Origin of the sequence: Kosakonia sp. N21, from assembly GCF_050587465.1 — a bacterium.
Lineage (GTDB): Bacteria > Pseudomonadota > Gammaproteobacteria > Enterobacterales > Enterobacteriaceae.
This window is the reverse complement of the sequence record NZ_JBOBHR010000003.1, coordinates 20,674-38,807: the sequence shown is the minus strand read 5'-3', so window position 1 is coordinate 38,807 and position 18,134 is coordinate 20,674. Positions and strand designations below refer to the sequence as shown.

The 18,134-nt window shown below is 54.9% G+C and carries 15 protein-coding genes and 1 riboswitch; of the genes, 5 read left to right on the top strand and 10 right to left on the bottom strand.

Going from position 1 to position 18,134, the window contains the following annotated elements; translation table 11 throughout:
• Window positions 1-47 precede the first annotated feature (47 nt).
• Window positions 48-1,157, bottom strand: coding sequence for a maltose/maltodextrin ABC transporter ATP-binding protein MalK (gene malK / locus ACQ3G7_RS07300; protein ID WP_061498867.1), 1,110 nt, complete (start codon window positions 1,155-1,157; stop codon window positions 48-50).
• 370 nt (window positions 1,158-1,527) lie between these two features.
• Between malK and malE the strand changes: the two genes are divergently transcribed.
• From malE to malG, 3 genes are all read left to right on the top strand, one after another.
• Window positions 1,528-2,718 carry a maltose/maltodextrin ABC transporter substrate-binding protein MalE gene (gene malE, locus ACQ3G7_RS07295; RefSeq protein WP_430889372.1) on the top strand — a complete coding sequence of 397 codons (1,191 nt, stop codon included), beginning with the start codon at window positions 1,528-1,530 and terminating at the stop codon, window positions 2,716-2,718.
• A gap of 85 nt (window positions 2,719-2,803) precedes the next feature.
• Complete coding sequence (malF, locus tag ACQ3G7_RS07290) at window positions 2,804-4,348, top strand: maltose ABC transporter permease MalF (protein ID WP_430889371.1); 1,545 nt, start codon at window positions 2,804-2,806, stop codon at window positions 4,346-4,348.
• Window positions 4,349-4,362: 14 nt separating this feature from the next.
• Window positions 4,363-5,253: a maltose ABC transporter permease MalG gene (gene malG, locus ACQ3G7_RS07285; RefSeq protein ID WP_430889370.1), complete on the top strand. Its 891-nt coding sequence runs from the start codon at window positions 4,363-4,365 to the stop codon at window positions 5,251-5,253.
• A 216-nt stretch (window positions 5,254-5,469) separates the two neighbouring features.
• Here the strand turns inward: malG and psiE are convergent, their stop codons facing one another.
• A complete protein-coding gene (gene psiE / locus ACQ3G7_RS07280; RefSeq protein ID WP_263098456.1) occupies window positions 5,470-5,880 on the bottom strand; it encodes a phosphate-starvation-inducible protein PsiE in 411 nt (136 codons plus the stop codon).
• Window positions 5,881-6,017: 137 nt separating this feature from the next.
• Between psiE and ACQ3G7_RS07275 the strand changes: the two genes are divergently transcribed.
• Window positions 6,018-6,527, top strand: coding sequence for a GNAT family N-acetyltransferase (locus ACQ3G7_RS07275; RefSeq protein WP_430889369.1), 510 nt, complete (start codon window positions 6,018-6,020; stop codon window positions 6,525-6,527).
• 128 nt (window positions 6,528-6,655) lie between these two features.
• Here the strand turns inward: ACQ3G7_RS07275 and ACQ3G7_RS07270 are convergent, their stop codons facing one another.
• The 5 genes from ACQ3G7_RS07270 to pgi form a co-directional block, all read right to left on the bottom strand.
• Window positions 6,656-8,752 (bottom strand): YjbH domain-containing protein, encoded by a 2,097-nt coding sequence (locus ACQ3G7_RS07270; RefSeq protein WP_430889368.1) that lies wholly within the window; start codon window positions 8,750-8,752, stop codon window positions 6,656-6,658.
• Window positions 8,753-8,754: 2 nt separating this feature from the next.
• Window positions 8,755-9,492 carry a capsule biosynthesis GfcC family protein gene (locus ACQ3G7_RS07265; protein ID WP_430889367.1) on the bottom strand — a complete coding sequence of 246 codons (738 nt, stop codon included), beginning with the start codon at window positions 9,490-9,492 and terminating at the stop codon, window positions 8,755-8,757.
• The gene (locus tag ACQ3G7_RS07260; RefSeq protein WP_430889366.1) at window positions 9,489-10,142 is read right to left on the bottom strand and encodes a YjbF family lipoprotein; all 654 of its coding nucleotides are present in this window, start codon (window positions 10,140-10,142) and stop codon (window positions 9,489-9,491) included. Before ACQ3G7_RS07260 ends, ACQ3G7_RS07265 begins: the two co-directional genes overlap by 4 nt.
• A 64-nt stretch (window positions 10,143-10,206) precedes the next feature.
• A complete protein-coding gene (gene yjbE, locus ACQ3G7_RS07255; protein WP_061498897.1) occupies window positions 10,207-10,449 on the bottom strand; it encodes an exopolysaccharide production protein YjbE in 243 nt (80 codons plus the stop codon).
• A gap of 444 nt (window positions 10,450-10,893) precedes the next feature.
• Window positions 10,894-12,543 (bottom strand): glucose-6-phosphate isomerase, encoded by a 1,650-nt coding sequence (gene pgi, locus ACQ3G7_RS07250; protein WP_263098462.1) that lies wholly within the window; start codon window positions 12,541-12,543, stop codon window positions 10,894-10,896.
• A 407-nt stretch (window positions 12,544-12,950) separates the two neighbouring features.
• Window positions 12,951-13,146, top strand: a riboswitch (Lysine riboswitch).
• Between the two features lie 92 nt (window positions 13,147-13,238).
• Here pgi and lysC point away from each other — a divergent pair.
• The gene (lysC, locus tag ACQ3G7_RS07245; protein WP_430889365.1) at window positions 13,239-14,588 is read left to right on the top strand and encodes a lysine-sensitive aspartokinase 3; all 1,350 of its coding nucleotides are present in this window, start codon (window positions 13,239-13,241) and stop codon (window positions 14,586-14,588) included.
• An 86-nt stretch (window positions 14,589-14,674) separates the two neighbouring features.
• Here lysC and ACQ3G7_RS07240 read toward each other — a convergent pair whose 3' ends face one another.
• The 3 genes from ACQ3G7_RS07240 to ACQ3G7_RS07230 are packed head-to-tail and all read right to left on the bottom strand — an operon-like array spanning window position 14,675 to window position 17,842.
• A complete protein-coding gene (locus tag ACQ3G7_RS07240) occupies window positions 14,675-15,466 on the bottom strand; it encodes a nucleotidyltransferase domain-containing protein (protein WP_430889364.1) in 792 nt (263 codons plus the stop codon).
• Between the two features lie 17 nt (window positions 15,467-15,483).
• The gene (locus ACQ3G7_RS07235) at window positions 15,484-16,710 is read right to left on the bottom strand and encodes an RtcB family protein (protein ID WP_430889723.1); all 1,227 of its coding nucleotides are present in this window, start codon (window positions 16,708-16,710) and stop codon (window positions 15,484-15,486) included.
• Complete coding sequence (locus ACQ3G7_RS07230) at window positions 16,700-17,842, bottom strand: slipin family protein (protein WP_430889363.1); 1,143 nt, start codon at window positions 17,840-17,842, stop codon at window positions 16,700-16,702. Before ACQ3G7_RS07230 ends, ACQ3G7_RS07235 begins: the two co-directional genes overlap by 11 nt.
• Window positions 17,843-18,134: the final 292 nt, after the last annotated feature.

Below are 18,134 nucleotides of genomic sequence, written 5' to 3'. Positions count from 1 at the left end.
TTATTGACTGCTGGCGCGAATGGCTCTGTGTCAGTTTTTTGGAATGCTTAAACGCCGGGCTCTTTATGCAACCGGCGGCAGGCGGTGCCATCTTCACGGAACAGATGGCAACGCTCCGGCGGTAAGCCGATGGCGAATGTGGCACCCTCTTCTACCAGCACCACGTCGGTCTGGCGGTAAACCAGGTTCTGACGTATTGCGGGGATCTGGATATGAATTTGTGTTTCGTGACCAAGCTGTTCTACGACCTGAACTTCGCCTTCCAGCGTGACATCGGCGATGTCGCTTGGAAGCAGATGCTCCGGGCGAATGCCCAGAGACATATTCGCGCCGACCCGCACATTGGCGCTGTCTACCGGCAGCCAGACTTGCTGGCGGTTAGGCAGCTCAACCTGCACCTGTTCAATGGCGGTGGCAGTGACTTTTACCGGCAGGAAGTTCATCTTCGGTGAGCCGATAAATCCGGCGACAAAACGGTCAGCCGGGTAGTGATAAAGCTCCAGCGGTTTACCCACCTGCGCCACGCGACCGGCGTCCAGCACCACAATCTTGTCAGCCAGCGTCATCGCTTCGACCTGATCGTGGGTGACGTAAATCATCGTGCGGCCAAGGCGTTTATGCAGACGGGAGATCTCAATACGCATCTGCACACGCAGGGCGGCATCAAGGTTGGAGAGGGGTTCATCAAGCAAGAAGACGCGGGGTTCAGCGACCAGTGTGCGCCCAATCGCGACGCGCTGACGCTGACCGCCGGAAAGGGCTTTCGGTTTACGCTCCAGCAAATGGGCCAGTTGGAGGATTTCGGCCACCTGGGTAACACGCGCTTTGATCGTCTCTTTTTTCGCACCCGCTAACTTCAGGCCAAAAGACATATTCTCCGCCACCGAAAGGTGCGGATAGAGCGCATAGGACTGAAATACCATGCCGACGCCGCGTTCGGCGGGGGGAACATCATTCATACGGGTATCGCCGATCAGCAAATCCCCGCTGGTAATGGTCTCCAGCCCGGCAATCATGCGCAGCAGCGTCGATTTACCACAGCCTGACGGGCCAACAAACACCACGAATTCACCTTCGTGAATATCGAGGTTGATGTCTTTCGACACCACCACATCGCCCCAGGCTTTCGTTACATTACGCAGCTGTACGCTCGCCATGCCCTTCTCCCTTCGTTACAACCTGTCACCAACAGAAACATTCAACGTGGGCTGACTATGGCGCATCGATATCGCGTGTGAATCCTCCACCCCCCTGGTTTTTGATGGGGGAGGAGGCGGGAGGATGAGAGAAGCAGCTCTGCCCCCCTGGCTGAGGGGCTACGGGCAATTTCGTGATGGACGCTGCAAAAACCGGCACATTTTTATGTGCGCTGACACACATAATAAAAATTTGTGTAACAGGGATCACACAAATCACCCCTGGGGCGTAGGTTTAAGGAGGATGAGAAGCGCTTGTCAAAAAAGGAGACTAATCCCCGTCGAACCACCTGAACGTATCCACGAGCACAACACCTAAAGGACGGGATATATGAAAATCAAAACAGGCGCACGCATCCTCGCATTGTCCGCAGTGGCGACGATGATGTTTTCCGCCTCTGCCCTCGCCAAGATCGAAGAAGGTAAGCTGGTCATCTGGATTAATGGCGATAAAGGCTATAACGGTCTTGCCGAAGTGGGTAAGAAATTTGAGAAAGACACCGGTATCAAAGTCACCGTCGAACACCCGGACAAGCTGGAAGAGAAGTTCCCGCAGGTTGCCGCGACCGGTGATGGCCCGGACATTATCTTCTGGGCACACGACCGCTTTGGCGGCTATGCGCAGTCTGGTCTGCTGGCGGAAGTCACGCCGGATAAAGCCTTCCAGGATAAGTTGTATCCCTTCACCTGGGATGCGGTGCGTTACAACGGCAAGCTGATTGCCTACCCGGTAGCTGTGGAATCCCTGTCGCTGATTTATAACAAAGATCTGCTGCCAAACCCGCCAAAAACCTGGGAAGAGATCCCGGCGCTGGACAAAGAACTGAAAGCGAAGGGTAAGAGCGCGCTGATGTTTAACCTGCAAGAACCGTACTTCACCTGGCCGCTGATTGCCGCCGACGGGGGTTACGCGTTCAAATTTGAAAACGGCAAATACGACGTGAAAAACGTGGGCGTCGACAATGCCGGGGCGAAAGCCGGTCTGGGCTTCCTTGTGAAGCTGATTAAAGACAAGCACATGAACGCCGACACGGATTACTCCATCGCCGAAGCCGCCTTTAACAAAGGGGAAACCGCGCTGACCATCAACGGTCCGTGGGCGTGGGCCAACATTGATAAGAGCAAAATCAATTACGGCGTCGCCCCGCTGCCGACCTTTAAAGGCAAGCCGTCCAAACCGTTTGTTGGCGTGCTGAGCGCCGGTATTAACGCCGCCAGCCCGAACAAAGAACTGGCGAAAGAGTTCCTCGAAAACTACTTGCTGACCGATCAGGGTCTGGAAGAAGTGAACAAAGATAAACCGTTGGGCGCGGTTGCGTTGAAAACCTATCAGGATCAGTTAGCAAAAGATCCGCGCATTGCCGCCACCATGGATAACGCGAAAACCGGCGAAATCATGCCGAATATCCCGCAGATGGCCGCCTTCTGGTACGCCACCCGCACCGCCGTTATCAATGCGGTCAGCGGTCGTCAGACCGTCGATGCAGCCCTGAAAGACGCACAGGGTCGTATTACCAAGTAAGCAATATGCCGGGTGGCGCTACGTACAAATCAGGTAAACGCAGCGCCACCTGACACTCGTTTTCACCGTTGTAAAAGGACTTCCCATGGATGTTGTAAGAAAACGCCACTGGTGGCAAAGCCCGCAGCTCGCCTGGGCGGCCATTGCCCTTATGGGACTACTGGTGGGATACCTTGTTGTTTTGATGTATGCCCAAGGGGAATACCTTTTTGCCATAACGACGCTGATCCTGAGTTCAGCGGGTCTCTATATTTTCGCCAACCGTAAAGCCTATGCCTGGCGTTATGTCTATCCCGGTCTGGCGGGGATGGGGCTGTTTGTCCTGTTTCCTCTGATCTGCACTATCGCCATTGCCTTTACCAACTACAGCAGCACCAACCAGCTGACCCAGGAGCGCGCGCAACAAGTCCTGCTCGATCGCGCTTACCAGGCAGGAAAGGCCTACAATTTTGGCCTGTACCCGGCGGGTGACGAGTGGCAACTGGCGTTAACCGATGGCGACAGCGGAAAAAATTACCTCTCCGACGCCTTTAAACCCGGCGGAGAACAGAAAATCACCGTAAAAGAAGTGACTGCCCTGCCCGCTGGCGAGCGCGCCAACCTGCGCGTGATCACCCAGCAGCGCCAGGCGCTGAACCAGCTCACCGCCATATTGCCGGATGAGAGCAAAGTTGCCATGAGCTCGCTGCGCCAGTTTTCCGGCACCCGCCCGCTCTACCAGTTGGCACAGGATGGCACGTTAACCAATAACCAGAGCGGCACGAAATATCGGGCCAATAACAACATTGGCTTCTTCCAGGCCGTGAATGCCGATGGCAGTTGGGGTGATGAAAAGCTGAGCCCCGGTTATACCGTCACCATTGGCTGGGATAACTTCATGCGTGTGTTCACCGATGAGGGCATCCAGAAGCCGTTTGTCGCCATTTTCATCTGGACGGTAGTGTTCTCTGTCCTCACCGTGGTACTGACGGTAGCCGTGGGGATGGTGCTGGCCTGCGTGGTGCAATGGGAGTCGCTGAAAGGCAAAGCGATTTATCGCGTACTGCTGATCCTGCCCTACGCCGTGCCGTCGTTTATCTCGATACTGATTTTCAAGGGGTTGTTTAACCAGAGCTTCGGCGAAATCAACATGATGCTCAGCGCGCTGTTTGGCATCAAACCGGCCTGGTTCAGCGATCCGACAACGGCCCGCACGATGATCGTGATCGTCAATACCTGGCTTGGTTATCCCTACATGATGATCCTCTGCATGGGGCTGTTAAAAGCGATCCCGGACGATCTGTACGAAGCCTCGGCAATGGATGGCGCAGGACCGTTGCAGAACTTTTTCCGCATCACGTTTCCACTGCTGATCAAACCGCTCACACCGCTGATGATCGCCAGTTTTGCCTTTAACTTTAATAACTTCGTATTGATCCAGTTGCTGACCAACGGCGGGCCGGACCGCATCGGCACCACGACGCCGGCGGGGTATACCGACCTGCTGGTGAGCTACACCTACCGCATCGCCTTTGAAGGCGGCGGCGGTCAGGACTTTGGGCTTGCGGCCGCCATCGCCACGCTGATTTTCCTGCTGGTCGGTCTGCTGGCTATCGTCAACCTGAAAGCCACACGCATGAAATTCGATTAAGGAGGACGAAAAGTATGGCTATGGTGCAAGCGAAATCGCAAAAGCTGAGATTGTGGGTGACTCACCTGTTATTGCTGGTGTTTATTGCCGCCATTATGTTCCCGCTGCTGATGGTGATCACCATTTCGCTGCGTGAAGGCAACTTCGCCACCGGCAGCTTGATCCCGGAGACCATCTCCTGGGAGCACTGGCGACTGGCGCTGGGCTTTAGCGTTGAACACGCAGATGGTCGCGTCACACCCCCGCCCTTCCCGGTGCTGCTATGGCTGTGGAACTCGGTGAAAATTGCCGGGATCACCGCTGTCGGGATTGTCGCGCTCTCCACGACCTGTGCGTACGCCTTTGCCCGTATGCGTTTTCGTGGCAAAGCGACGTTGTTGAAAGGGATGCTGATTTTCCAGATGTTCCCGGCCGTGCTGTCACTGGTGGCGCTGTATGCCTTGTTTGATCGGTTGGGCCAGTACCTTCCGTTTATTGGTCTGAACACGCATGGTGGGGTGATCTTCGCCTATATGGGCGGTATTGCGCTGCATGTATGGACGATTAAAGGGTATTTCGAAACCATCGACAGTTCGCTGGAAGAGGCCGCCGCGCTGGATGGCGCCACCCCGTGGCAAGCGTTCCGTCTGGTGTTGTTGCCGCTGTCGGTGCCGATCCTGGCGGTGGTGTTTATTCTGTCGTTTATTGCCGCCATCACCGAAGTCCCGGTCGCGTCGCTGTTGCTGCGCGATGTGAACAGCTACACGCTGGCGGTGGGCATGCAGCAGTATCTCAACCCGCAAAACTACCTGTGGGGGGATTTTGCCGCAGCGGCGGTGTTGTCCGCCATTCCCATTACGATTGTCTTCCTGCTTGCGCAGCGCTGGCTGGTTAACGGCCTGACCGCAGGCGGTGTGAAAGGTTAAGTTTCATCGTTGTTATTACGCCCTAAAGATTTCGGCTGAGAGCAAGGCGGCGACGGCATGAATCCCCGGGAGCTGACAGAAGTCAGTGACTGGGGTGAGTAAAGGAAGCCAACACAGCTATCACCCGAAAGATGACGGGCGAGGCCACTGCACCCTCAACTTGTATGACGAGTAACTTGTGACTGTTGTTTGGCGGCTTAATCAGCCGCCTTTTTTTTATTCACGCTTCAGCCGTTTGGAGTTACACAACCACAGGGTGATAACCAGCAGCAGGATCGCCGCCGAGTAGATCAGGACGTCCATCGGCGACTGATGATCGACGATGATCAGGCGCACAATCGCGGTAATGCCAATGTAGATGAAATAGCGTAGCGGGAAGTGGAAACCGGACTGAAAGTATTTCACAATCAGCGCGATAAATTCGAAGTAGAGAAAGTAAACCACCAGTCCTTCCACCAGCTCATATTTGCTGGTCTGCACAGGGGCGAACAGCACATCCGCCAGATGCAGCGTCTCCTTCCCCAGAAAGACAATCAGAATCAGGCCGAGGCTCAGCAGGCCGAGGTTAAGCACGGTCTGCAAAATGGTCGAAATAAACTCAGCGCGCGGACGCGTTAGCGACGTCATATCAGCACCTCATGCTTAGTGGCGAGCCTCCTGTATAACGCAGAAATGTGATCTGGATCTACATTATTTACTTATATTTTGTGACACCGCGTGATGACATGTTGCATCGTCAAATTTCACGCATGGAGGTCCAAAGAGTGCTGACAATACGTAAAGCAGGCCCGGATGACGCCGCATTATTGAGCGAGATGGGTTATGCCAGTTATTCCCACCATTTTGCTCATCTGTGGCATCAGCAGCACGAGTTGCAGGCTTTTTTGCAGCAAGAGTACTCCCTGAACACATTACAGCAGAGCCTGCAAAGCGATGTCAGTGACTGGTTTATCGCCCAGGATCACGGGCCGGTAGGATTCGCCAAAGTCTCCTGGCACTGTGCCGTAGAGGGCGATAGCCATGCCGGTACGCTGCTGCATAAGCTCTATCTGCTTCCCGGAAAAACCGGCAAAGGTTATGGAGAACAGATGATTGCGGAAATAGAACGGATGGCGAAAAACCGGGGCGAAACCTTTTTCTGGCTGGAAGTGTTGGACGCCAACCCGCAGGCATACCGTTTCTACCTCCGCCAGGGGTTAACGCATATCAAGGATACCGTGTTCAGTACCCCCTCTCAGCAGAGCCTGTTGCATATTCTGGGCAAATCGATTTAAGGAGTGAGAATGGAAGTCCGCCAGACCGGAAAAGAGGTTTATGCGGGGAACCCGGCGCGGTTGCTGCGCCAGCTATAACCCCCTCTCCTGAGAGAGGGGTGTCCGGTAACGTTCAGCGAGGGAAATGCTTACTGGAAGTTCAGCGTCTTATCGTTGGTCATATTGTACAGCTCAAACTTACGCCCCAGTTTCTGCCCACCGTCACGTGTCAGCGGCGTCCAGCCGATGCCAGCACGACTGCGGGTAGCGCCGATACTGAAGAGATCCAGCGGCACGGAAATATAGACCCCTTTGGTAAAGTCCCCTTCCCCGTACTGTGCTGCCGACACGTTGGTGATCGTGGCGTAGGCACCGACCACAACACCGCTGTCGAAGTGTTTGGAGATGTCCAGCGTGCCGCCTTTATCCCCGGCCAGATACTGCCCGACGCTGGCTTTCACCAATACATCCTGTGCAAACCACGGCGTCCAGTAAGCGGTGAAATGCCCCGTCTTCGCGCTGTAGTCGGTAAATTTCATCATGTCCTGCGGGCTGCGCCAGTCACGCTGTTTCACGTAGTTCGCATCCACGCCGAACGCCCAGTTACTGTCTACCGGACGCCACATCAGTTCTGCGCCGGCCCCGCCGTACATGGTTTCCAGATACCCGGCATACACCTGACCATAAATGTTATTGCCCAGATACTGGAAGTAGTTCGCCTGCATGTTGTTCACGTAGACATCGTTCTGCACATATTCACGTACGCGGGTACGAACGCGCGGCAGCGCCGAATCCGATGGCGGGTTGGTATAGTTAAATTTGTCGTAGTTGTTAGCCAGGTTGGCAAACAGACTGCCGGTGGTCAGCAGATGATCCGTCCACCACCAGTCCGCCGTCGCCATCACGCCAATCTGGTACATGTAGAACCCTTCCGGGCCGCCAAGCGACTGGTTCAGTACCGGATCAATGTGGAAGTCAAACGTCGGCCGATCGATATACCATCCCTGCTCGGTGCTCTCCGGCACGATTGGCGTCACGCGTTTTTGCACCAGTTCCGTGTCTTGCCCCAGCGGTTCGCCTTCAAGATGGCGCTTCAGGCTGGCGACATCCGTTTCGGTGGTCACCTGCGGCAAGTGCAGACGGTTTTCGTTAATGCGAATGGTACGAATCCCCTCCGGCAGGTCATTCATAACAATGCGGTTAGCACGCTCGATCCCCTCCTGGGTGTTGCGGTACTTCACCTGCTCGCCGGTCACATACAGCGTATCGCCTTTTACCTGAATTTGCGGATCTGCAAAGCCTGCATTGTATTTCAGCAGGGTAAGCTGATTCGCCACCACGGAGTGCTGCAAAATGGCATCCTGCGGCTCTGGCTGATATCTCGGGCGTGAGTTATCGCTATAGCCAGGGCGCAGGTCGTTGAAGTTATTGCGCAGGGTAAAGCCGAACATCCAGGTGTTACCGCGCTCGTAACTCAGGTTAATGTCGGCCCAGTCGGCGACGCGGTAGATAGCACCAACGTTAACGCTGCTACGCTGCGGCAGTTTACCGGCATAATCCTGCTGATAGTTGTTGCCTTCGTATTCCAGCTTCAGGCGCAGCGGATGCCAGGGCGTCTGGTACTCCACCCCACCAAACAGTGCGGCCGGACCGCGAAACATTTGCGACGTATCCGTTGAGCCTGCGGCTTTGTAGCTGGTATCACGGGTACAGAACTTCGTGTCGTAGGTACAGAGCGGGTTTTTGATATTACCGCTGGTACCCAGATAACCCCAGCCGATACCGAGTGAGAAATCGAACGGCCCCCAGGCTTTGTTCGCCACCAGATATTCACCGTCGAACAAACCGGTACCGCCCACGTCACGCGCACCCACGGCCACTTGCGGTAGCCAGTAGCCCTCTTCCCACAGCCGCACTTTCAAATCAAACGCTTTATCTTTGTAAGATTGATCGCCGGAGAACGCCTCCACGGAACTGTATTTGCGCGTACGCACGTCGGTATAGCGCAGCGTCGTTTCCAGCCACGGCAACAGCTGCACCGAAGCGGAGTAGAAACGGTATTGCTTGTTGTCGCGGTAATTAAGGCTTAGCTCGCCTTCCGGCGCTACACGCGCCGTTGGGGTTTGCAGCAGACCCACACCGCCAAAATCAGATTGGGACGGGCCTACCGGGTCCGGAAACGTTTCTGCGTGACAGGCCGCGCTTACTCCAAGCGCCAACAGGCTTATTACAAACGATTTTTTCATTATTATTCCGGTATCCGATGCGTCAGGGACTCAAGAATGTCGGCGTTGAGCTCGTCATAGACGTTGCTCCACAGACCCGGCGCAAAACCCACGAAAATCACACTACCGGGCATCGGCTCGACGTGGCGTCTGTTCCAGTACGCCACTGGCACTTTCTGTGTTTGTCCGGTGGGATAAATCACCCATGCATAGCTGCGTTCGGCTCCGCTTAGCAGGTCCATATCATCCAGATAACTCACCACATCCCGACCGGGTGTAAACGGCTTCTTGCCTGGACTGCTGATCAACCCCACCACGCTAATGGTGCCAGGCTGCGGCCCGACCCACAGGGTGTATTCCCCTTGCAGCGGGCGGTTAGAAAGGCGGTGCAGACGGATATAGTCCGGGTCGAGCGGCACGATTTGCCGACCGGTCACTTTGACCGCCTGCAATTGCCGACGCAGGGCGTTAATGGCCGCGGCGGCATTATCACTTTCGTCAGCAGCCAGGCTGCTCAGGCGTTCCAGCAGTACCTGATGCCTCGCCTGTTGTGCGATGGTGGCCTGTCGTTCGCTGACGACCGCGCCAGGCCACCAGCTGTCCGCCAGTCGGGGTTGCCCAACCAGGTCGACCAAATGTTCAGCATTGGTGAGCTTTTTCGGTGTCGCATCGCCTGCGACATACACATCAACGGTCCCTGTCGCCAGCACCAGCGGGGAAAAGAGTGCGAGTAAAAGCGGGAGCAACGCGTACGTTTTCATTCTTTCGCCGCCTTAATCAGGGTCATTTTCACCGGGAAGAATCCCGCGCCGAGATACTGCACTGACTGGCGGATAAGCCCTTCATCATCCACCCAGTAGCGGTTGCGCCAGTTTTTCTCTTCGGTGGTGACCTCTTCATCCAGCACGCGAACAACCGTTTCGTCGTTCGCCAGTGTGATCGTGTCCGTTCCGTTCCAACGGAACACTGACTGTGCGGCGGCGTAGCGCACCTGTTTATGCTGAGACCAGCCCATGACACGCGTCCAACTCGCGCCATCGATAATCTGATTCGGTTTGGCCAACGGATCGGCGCCAAGGTTATTCACTTCAATTAAGTTATCGCCGCCGAGCTTGTCGCCGCCAAGCTGGGTTTTCACAATGCGGGCATTCTGCGTGACGATGACAGCCTGATCCTGCGTCACCCATTTCTGCTGCCCGTTTTCCGCGAAAGCGAGCACCACAAACAGTTGCGGGCCATCATTAAGCTGCACGTACTGGCTGGCATAAGGCATATTGAGCAGTTCGTCATCTGTCAGATGAGCACCAGGGGTACCAAACACGCTATTCCAAAGCGACGTTCCCAGGCCTTTGATCGGGCCAGAACATGCCTGAAGGAGCAGGCAAAGCAAAATGATTCCAGGTCGCTTCACGACTCTTCTCCGAAAGAGGCGAAATAACCACACCGAAGTGTGGTTATAGTTAATGCACCCGCTATTACCGGGTACTTGTTGTTGTGGTGGTCGTGGTTCCAGTGTTGGAGCCATCACCGCCACCGACTGCCGCAAGAGCGACACCCGCCGCAGAGCCTACGGTGCTAACGCCCGTCGCTGCAGAACTGCCTGCAGAGACAGAGGTCGCTGCCGACCCTGCTGCTTCACCGACTAATACCGGTGCCGCGAAGGCAGAGGTCGCCGCAAGTGCGGATATGGCAAAAATGCCATACAGGACTTTTTTCATATCAATATCCCTTCATTGAATGAATGGAGATTTACCTGAAAAAACTCAGGCGAGATCGAGTATACACAACTAAAGCAGATGAATTACGCCCCGGGAAATAGGCGAGTGAGTTTTAGGAAAATGGGTATTTAGCAGTTGGACAGAAAACAAATCAAAAATAAATGTGATATTTATCAAGCAATTAAATAATTGCAAAAAGGTGACACAATGAGGCTAGTCCTAAAATTTATAGCAATAATTGATGGCGTCGACGACATTTTCGGATAAACCTGATCGCTCAATATGTCATTACCGAATCAGATTATTCTTCATAATCTTTCCATAATGAAAATATCAATATTGCCATTACTTATATATCGGCAAGATCGGACCACCAATATATAAAACCGCGGACTTCATATATTCAGAGGAAAAAAAAGCGCCGCCGAAGCGACGCTTTCAGGATTAACCGCGCCAGGATTTATAGCGGTTAATCAGGCCGTTGGTGGAGCTGTCGTGGCTCGATACTGCGCTGGCATCGCCCAGTTCCGGCAGAATGCGGTTCGCCAGTTGTTTACCCAGCTCTACGCCCCACTGGTCAAAAGTGAAGATGTTGAGAATGACACCCTGGGTGAAGATTTTGTGCTCATAGAGCGCAATCAACGCACCGAGGCTAAACGGCGTGATTTCACGCAGCAGAATGGAGTTGGTAGGACGGTTGCCTTCGAACACTTTGAACGGCACAACGTTTTCCAGCGTTGCCGGATCTTTACCCAGATCGCGATATTCCTGTTCAACCACGTCACGGGATTTACCGAACGCCAGCGCTTCGGTCTGGGCGAAGAAGTTTGATAGTAGCTTCTGATGATGATCGGAGAGCGCATTGTGGGTTTTCGCCGGTGCAATAAAGTCACACGGCACCATTTTGGTTCCCTGATGGATCAACTGGTAGAACGCGTGCTGACCGTTGGTGCCCGGCTCACCCCAGATGATAGGGCCAGTCTGGTAATCTACGGCGTTGCCATTACGATCAACATACTTGCCGTTGGATTCCATGTTGCCCTGCTGGAAGTAAGCGGCAAAGCGATGCATGTACTGGTCATACGGCAGGATAGCTTCGGTTTCGGCACCGAAGAAGTTGTTGTACCAGATGCCGATCAGCGCCAGCAGCACCGGCAGGTTTTTCGACAGCTCAGTGGTGGAGAAGTGCTTGTCCATCGCATGGGCGCCGGAGAGCAGTTCCACAAAGTTGTCGTAGCCCACAGAGAGAATGATCGACAGACCAATCGCGGACCACAAAGAGTAACGCCCCCCCACCCAATCCCAGAATTCGAACATGTTCGCGGTGTCGATGCCGAACTCGCCAACCGCTTTCGCGTTGGTGGAGAGCGCCGCAAAGTGTTTCGCCACGTGTTTGTTATCACCGGCGGTTTTCAGGAACCAGTCACGCGCGCTGTGGGCGTTGGTCATGGTTTCCTGAGTGGTGAAGGTTTTGGAGGCCACGAGGAACAGCGTGGTTTCCGGGTTCACTTTTTTCAGCACTTCAGCGATGTGGGTGCCATCGACGTTAGAAACAAAGTGCATGTTGAGGTGATTTTTGTACGGGCGCAGTGCTTCGGTGACCATGAACGGGCCAAGGTCGGAACCGCCGATACCAATGTTCACCACGTCGGTGATAGGTTTGCCGGTGTAACCTTTCCAGGCACCAGAAATGATCGCTTCCGAGAAAGCTTTCATTTTCTCCAGAACCGCGTTCACTTCCGGCATCACATCTTTGCCATCAACCACAATCGGCGTATTGCTACGGTTACGCAGCGCGACGTGCAGAACCGCGCGATCTTCCGTACGGTTAATTTTCTCGCCAGAGAACATAGAGTTGATGGCGCCAGCCAGTTCAGTCTCTTTCGCCAGCGACAACAGGGTGTTCAGGGTTTCTTCGGTGATGCGGTTTTTAGAAAAATCCACCAGCATCAAATCGTCGAACGTTGCGGAAAACTTGCCAAAACGGTCGCCATCTTTCGCGAACAGCTCCGCGAGAGTAACGTCCTTCATGTCAGCGTAATGTTTCTGTAATGCCTGCCAGGCAGAGGTCTGCGTTGGATTGATGTTTTTCATAGCAATACTCTTCTGATTTGAGAATTGTGACTGCGGTCGATTGTAGCGCCTGGCAGGGAAAATTGTGATGGTTTTTGTGTCACGAGCGGTGAGCAAGGCGCAAATCCCGGCGCAAAATAACCGGACAGGAGAACAACATAAGTCATTTTACTGACGGCGAAAGCCAGATGAAAAATCCGCATAATCCCGTCGTTGACAGCACACCCGCTGACGCTTTATTTATAACGACACTCTCCGCGTACGCGCGGAGTCAATTGTGTTGTATTACCGAGCCGTGAAAGGCGAAGGTATTTATTACCCATGCATTTCGCAAGCAGCCAATACCGCTGCGGTGTGAAAGTGAAGGTATTTATTACCCATGCATTTCGCAAGCAGCCAACACCGCTGCGGCGCGAAAGGCGAAGGTAATAGCCAGAAGAGGCGCGTTGCCCAGGTACACGGTGTTGGAAGAGCCAAACTGAAGAAAACACCTGAGGGGGAGCAACGCCGAGATAGCAAAACGCCTGGCAGCGTTTGTTATCGGCTACAGAGGCTGAATCCTCTGGGTTGTCACCAGAAACGTTCCCAGTCGGGCGTTTCGCAAGGTGGAGCACTTCTGGGGAAATCGTAGTTGTTTTGTTATCTGCGCCCACCCCGTTTTTCGCTCTTCCCTTGTGCCATGGCTGAAATAGTGGATCCCCTGACACGAGGTTGTTATGTCTAATTTAGTTGTCGCCAAATTCGGCGGCACCAGCGTTGCCGATTATGATGCCATGAACCGCAGTGCGGACGTGGTGCTTTCCGATTCCGATGTTCGCCTGGTGGTGCTTTCCGCCTCTGCTGGCGTGACCAATCTGCTGGTCGCACTGGCGGAAGGACTGGAAGCCAGCGAACGGTTCGTCAAACTCGATGCTATTCGTAAAATTCAGTTCAATATTCTGGAGCGGATGTCCAACCCGGACGTGATCCGCGAAGAGATTGAACACCTGCTGGAAAACATCAGCACACTTGCGGAAGCCGCCTCGCTCGCCACCTCCACCGCGCTGACCGATGAGCTGGTTAGCCACGGTGAGTTGATGTCGACGCTGCTGTTTGTTGAAGTGCTGCGTGAACGCAGCGTGCAGGCACTGTGGTTTGATGTGCGTAAAGTCATGCGCACCAGCGATCGTTTTGGCCGCGCCGAGCCAGACGTCTCCGCGCTGGCGGAACTGACCGCACAGCAACTTGCGCCTCGCCTCACCGAAGGTCTGGTGATCACTCAGGGCTTTATCGGAAGCGAAGCCAAAGGTCGTACCACCACGCTGGGCCGCGGCGGCAGCGACTACACCGCCGCGCTGCTGGGTGAAGCGTTGCACGCAACGCGTGTCGACATCTGGACCGACGTACCCGGTATTTACACCACCGATCCACGCGTGGTGCCAGCGGCAAAACGTATTGATGAAATCGCCTTTGAAGAAGCGGCGGAAATGGCGACTTTTGGTGCGAAAGTGCTGCATCCTGCCACACTGTTGCCTGCGGTACGCAGCGATATTCCGGTCTTTGTTGGTTCCAGCAAAGATCCCAAAGCTGGCGGTACGCTGGTGTGCAATAAAACCAGCAATCCGCCGCTGTTCCGTGCGCTGGCGTTACGCCGCAAACAAACGCTGCTGACGCTGCACAGTCTGAATATGCTGCACTCCCGCGGTTTCCTCGCGGAAGTATTTGGCATTCTGGCGCGGCATAACATTTCCGTCGATCTGATCACCACTTCCGAAGTGAGCGTGGCGCTGACGCTGGACACCACTGGCTCAACGTCTACGGGCGATACGCTACTCACCCAGGGGCTGCTGACAGAGCTCTCATCACTGTGCCGTGTGGAAGTAGAAGAGAACCTGGCGCTGGTGGCGCTGATCGGCAACGATTTGTCGAAAGCGTGCGGCGTGGGCAAAGAGGTGTTTGGCGTGTTGGATCCGTTTAACATCCGCATGATTTGTTACGGCGCGTCCAGCCATAACCTCTGCTTCCTGGTGCCAGGCGCGGAAGCCGAGCAAGTGGTGCAGAAACTGCACCATAATCTGTTTGAGTGACAGACGATGCTGCCAGATGGCGGCTTCGCGTAATCCGGCCTGCGGGAGTATGCAGGCCGGGTAAGTGCAGCGCTATCCGGCAACGTTTATGAGGCAGACATCACGGTCTGGTACAACAACTGGTCGAGATCGCTAACCTTACCGCTGCGGCTCTCCGGCAGCGCGTCCGGCACTTCACCACGCGCCAGTTCCGTTTTGATAAAGTCATGCAGTAAAAGGCGTCGCGGTCCGTATTGCGCTTCTCCCGCCCGCTGTTTTAATACCAGCAGTTCGTCGATTTCCGCACGCAGGGGAGCGCCCAGGTTGCTGCCCTCCAGCAGCGTAGCAAAACGCATCGGCGGCATTCCTTTGCCAGCTTCTATCCAGCGCACTGCCAGCAACGGGCGCAGCACATAGAAATATTTCTTCAGCCGCACCGCTTCCCCCTGCAAATAACCACGAAAGTTTTTCTTCGCCATCGAATAGTAATGCCAGCGCGCTCTGACCGGTGAAAACCAGTGCGGCACCTGCGTACGCAGCGCCGCCAGTGTGGCATCCTCCTGCTGATAAACCACCGGCGAATCCAGCCATTCGATTAAGGTCGGGTTAGCGCTTTTCAGCAACCCCAGCGCTTTGCGCCACTCCCAACCACACACATCCAGCTCATCGTCTATTGGCAGCTCGATGACATCGCGCTGTGGTTCAACCCGCAGATACCACTGCGGCTCGTGCACATACAAAAACCGCACATCGTAGTCACTGTCTGGCGACGCAAACCCCCAGCCGCGACTCCCGGACTCGCAGGCATACAGCACTTTTATGCCGTATTTCCGCTCCACCTCGCATAATGTTTGCCGCACGCGTTCACGCATGGCGGCGTCAACGCCCTGATATTCCATCCTGTTTATCCTTCTTTTTATCCTTTTACACACACCACCTGACGCAGGGTATGCACCACTTCCACCAGCGAGGCCTGCGCCGCCATCACGGCATCAATATCTTTGTAAGCCATCGGGATCTCATCGATCACATCACTGTCTTTACGGCACTCCACATGCGCAGTGGCGCGGATCTGGTCGTCCACCGTAAAGCGTTTTTTCGCCGCCGTACGGCTCATCGTCCGCCCGGCGCCGTGGCTACAGGAGCAGAAACTCTCTTCATTACCCAGCCCGCGGACAATAAAGCTTTTCGCCCCCATCGAGCCAGGAATGATCCCCATCTGCCCTTTTTGCGCCGAAACCGCACCTTTACGCGTGACCAGTACCGCTTCACCAAAGTGCGTCTCTTTTTGCACATAGTTGTGGTGACAATTTACGGCTTCCTGCTGCGTCATAAAGGGTTTGGTGACGGTCTTCGACAGCACAGCCAGTACCCGCGACATCATCACTTCACGGTTATGACGGGCAAAATCCTGCGCCCACTCTACCGCTTCCAGATAGTCATCATAGTGTTTGCTACCTTCCTGAAAGTAAGCCAGATTTCTGTCCGGCAGGTTCGCAATATGCTGCTGCATATCTTGCTGTGCCAAGGTAATAAACACATTACCAATGGCGTTCCCGACACCACGCGACCCGCTGTGCAACATCACCCATACCCGCTGCTGTTCATCCAGGCATATTTCAATAAAGTGGTTACCGGTTCCCAACGTACCCAGATGCTGATGATTATTGGTTTTCAACAATTGAGGGTATTTCTCCGTTAAACGCTGAAAACGCGGCACCAGCAAAGCCCAGTGGTTATCCACTTCCAGCGGCGGATTCTCCCAGGCACCTTTATCACGCTTCGCACGGTTCACCGAACGGCCATGCGGTACGGCCTGCTCGATAGCGCTACGCAATCCGCTCAGGTTATCCGGCAGATCCCCCGCCAGCAGCGAGGTGCGCACCGCAATCATGCCGCAGCCAATATCCACGCCAACCGCCGCCGGGATAATCGCCCCTTTGGTCGGGATCACACTGCCGATGGTCGAGCCTTTTCCCAGGTGCACATCCGGCATCACTGCCAGGTGTTTGAAGATAAACGGCATTTTTGCCGTATTCAGCAGTTGCTCACGCGCTTCCGGTTCTACCGGTACGCCGTGGGTCCACATTTTCACCGGCGCGGTGTTCTCCTGCGCCAGCAACTGATAATCGTTATTTTGCATCATGACTTCCTTTGATGTTCACAAGTCCATGTAATACCTGATCCAGACCACCGAAGACCGAGATCTTATCGATGCGTTCCGCAACACGTTCCAGGGTTTCCAGCTCTTTCAGGCGCAATGCCACCGGGTTGCTTTCCATCACTTTTGCCGTGTTCAGCAACGAACGGGTCGCAGCGGTTTCTTCCCGGCGGCGAATCACATTGGCCTGCGCCGATTTTTCTGCTTCCACTAAACGCGACAGAATGGTTTTCATCTCACCGGGTAAAATGATGTCCTTCACACCCAGTGACGCCACCTCAATACCAAACGCCGCCATACGGCTCGCCACCTGCGCGCTGACCACGTCATCGATGATTTGCTTATCTTCCAGCAGCTCATCGAGGGTGCGCGTTCCCACCGCTTCACGCAGGGCAAACTGCAACTCGCGATAGAGGTGATCCAGCGGTTTGCTTAACTGCGCAAATGCGCTCAGCACATCGGTATAACGCCAGTTCGCCGCCAGGTTCAGGCGCAGCGTGACTTTGTCTTTGGTCAGGATCTCCTGGCCACTCACCTCAAGCACCTGCAAGCGCAGATCCACCACGTCCGCTTCTACCAGGAGGTTCACTTTCCAGTAACCGCTTAAACCTGCCGGTAGCAGCCCCTGCGTTGCGCCATCCACTTTTAAAACGCCCGTATGCCATGCCGGCACCTGTACCGCCAGAATGTTATCGCGACCTTTTACCGTGGCACCGCGCTTCGGCTGTAACACCGCGTTGAGGATCTCTGTCGGCACGCTCACGTCACGGGTGTCCATGCGCACCAGTTTCAGCGTTTCATCCGCTTTCCAGTACAGGCGGCGCGTAGAGGGCGGCAGGATCTCCTGCAAGACGCCATCCCGGTACAGCGCCCCCGCTTCATGCGTATCCATATCGGCCACCAGGCAGTAACGCTCAACCCATTGCGGCTGAAAACGACGCAGGTACTCCGCCAGGCCTTCCGCCACGTCGCTGCCGTCAATATTCACCACCAGCATCTCGGGCTTGTTGAACCACGGCTGGCGGTGCTCACCGGCTTCCAGCACCTGATAATAGTCGCCCTCTCTTGCCAGCAGACCTAACTGACCTTTACGTATTGTGATTTTATTGGTCATAACTCTCTCCTTAATCGTGTTTTGCCTTAACGACCGCGGATGCAGGGGCGAAACCACAGGGGAAACGGTGTTTTGCCTGCCGCCCGGCGCCGTTACCGGCGGTCGTTGGGGGTAGCCATGTACAGCTGGCTACCGGGTACTGCATCATGGTTATCTCAAAGGATAATGAGTTGCGAATTCGGGAGTCGAACCCGATAGAAAACCGACTTTTCGCACATGTCTTTCTGCTGACGGAACGCCCCCTGGATAACGACTTGCGCCGTTCCCGGTGCGCCGGCGGGGTCTCTTACCC